This window comes from Cytobacillus mangrovibacter (genome assembly GCF_042865275.1).
GTDB classification, from domain to species: domain Bacteria; phylum Bacillota; class Bacilli; order Bacillales; family Cytobacillaceae; genus Cytobacillus; species Cytobacillus mangrovibacter.
On record NZ_JBIACJ010000031.1, the window covers coordinates 1 to 1,741 of the forward strand.

Genomic DNA, 1,741 nt, shown 5'->3' on the forward strand with positions numbered 1-1,741 from the left:
TTTTTGCATAAAAATAAGGACCACTTCTGATAAGATAAAGTTACCACACCAAATCTCAGAAAGAAGGATCCTTATGTTTAAAAATTATAACATGAATCAAATAGTTTTACCTTTAGATTTAGAAGTAAAATTACAAAATAATGATATTGCCTTCCATGTCCACCATTTAGTTGAAAGTATTCCTCCTGAAGCGTTCGAACCATTTCTTCGAAATGAGGGCTGTCCAGCCTATCATCCACGCATGATGCTTAAAATTATCTTATGTGCCTATACGCAATCTGTCTTCTCAGGGCGTAAAATTGAAGCCTTATTAAAAGATAGTATCCGTATAATGTGGCTAGCTCAAGGATATGAGCCAAGTTACCGTACGATTAATCGATTCCGTGTTCAAACAGAAGTTAAAGATTTAATTCGTCAATGTTTCGTCCAATTCCGTTGCCAATTAATCGAAGAAAAACTGATCGATCAAGAAGCAATTTTTATCGATGGTACAAAGATTGAAGCGGACGCGAATAAATTTACGTTCATGTGGAAGAAATCAGTTGAGAAATATCATCAAAGTTTAATTGAAAAGTCAAACCAGCTATATAACGAGCTACTTGAGAACGAAATCATACCCGAAATAAAACGTGAAAGCGATGAACAATTATCATTAGAAGAACTCGAACAATTGGTTAAAAAAGTGGACGATGTAGTAACCGAGTATGATAAACAAATTGAAGCAACGACAGACATTCCAGAACGAAAATCCTTAAGAAGTGAACGCAAATATCCGAAACAAGTGCGTAAACAGTTGCTTGATTTTTTCTTACGAAAACAGAAATACCAACAAGCCTTTGAAATCTTTGGCACACGTAATAGCTATTCTAAAACAGATCTAGATGCAACATTTATGCGAATGAAAGATGATTACATGAAAAACGGACAATTGAAGGCTGGTTACAATGTGCAAATTGCAACAGAAGGTCAATACGCGCTCGCCTATAGTTTATTTTCAAATCCAACAGATACACGTACATTAATTCCATTTTTAGATGAGATCGAGCAGCATTATTTCGAGTTACCAAAACACATTGTTGCAGATGCAGGTTATGGGAGTGAACAAAACTATAATGATATTCTTTCGAACAGAAAACGAGAAGCACTTATTACCTATAACCAATATTTGAAGGAACAAAAGAAAAAGTACAAACAAAACCCCTTTAATCCCGATAACTGGCAGTATGATGAAGAAACAGATACATATACATGCCCTAATCAGAAACGTCTTGGATTTCAATATCATTCTGTACGTAATGATCGTACAGGCTTCCAAAGGAAGTACAAAATCTACGAGTGTGAAGATTGTTCGGGATGTCCATTCCGTTCATCATGTACAAAAGCAACAGAAGGCAACAATCGAAAATTAATGGTAAATGAACAATGGGAACAGCAAAAAGAATATGTGAGAGCGAAGCTTTCAGAAGAGAAAACAAGTGCCATCTATCGAAAACGTAAAATCGATGTGGAACCAGTTTTTGGATTCTTGAAGGCTAATTTGCGTTTCACTCGATTTTCTGTACGAGGAAAATCGAAGGTAGAGAACGAAATGGGGCTCGCATTAATGGCAGTGAATTTAAGAAAGTTCACTGCAAACAACTAAGGTAATAGAAGAGTTTAAACGAAAATATAGAAAAAGGTGAATTTGAGTGCGCTCAAATTCACCTTTTTCTATATTTGAAGCTAGTTATGTCCCAGCCTC

At 35.6% G+C, this 1,741-nt stretch carries 1 protein-coding gene; it reads left to right on the top strand.

The genetic code is table 11. The features are described 5' to 3' along the window. Window positions 1-73 precede the first annotated feature (73 nt). Window positions 74-1,642 carry an IS1182 family transposase gene (locus ACFYKT_RS22265; RefSeq protein WP_389224387.1) on the top strand — a complete coding sequence of 523 codons (1,569 nt, stop codon included), beginning with the start codon at window positions 74-76 and terminating at the stop codon, window positions 1,640-1,642. Window positions 1,643-1,741: the final 99 nt, after the last annotated feature.

What these genes read in the sequence shown, in the direction of transcription:
- ACFYKT_RS22265 (WP_389224387.1), top strand. Translation starts at nt 74, where the DNA reads ATGTTTAAAAATTATAACATGAATCAAATAGTTTTACCTTTAGATTTA.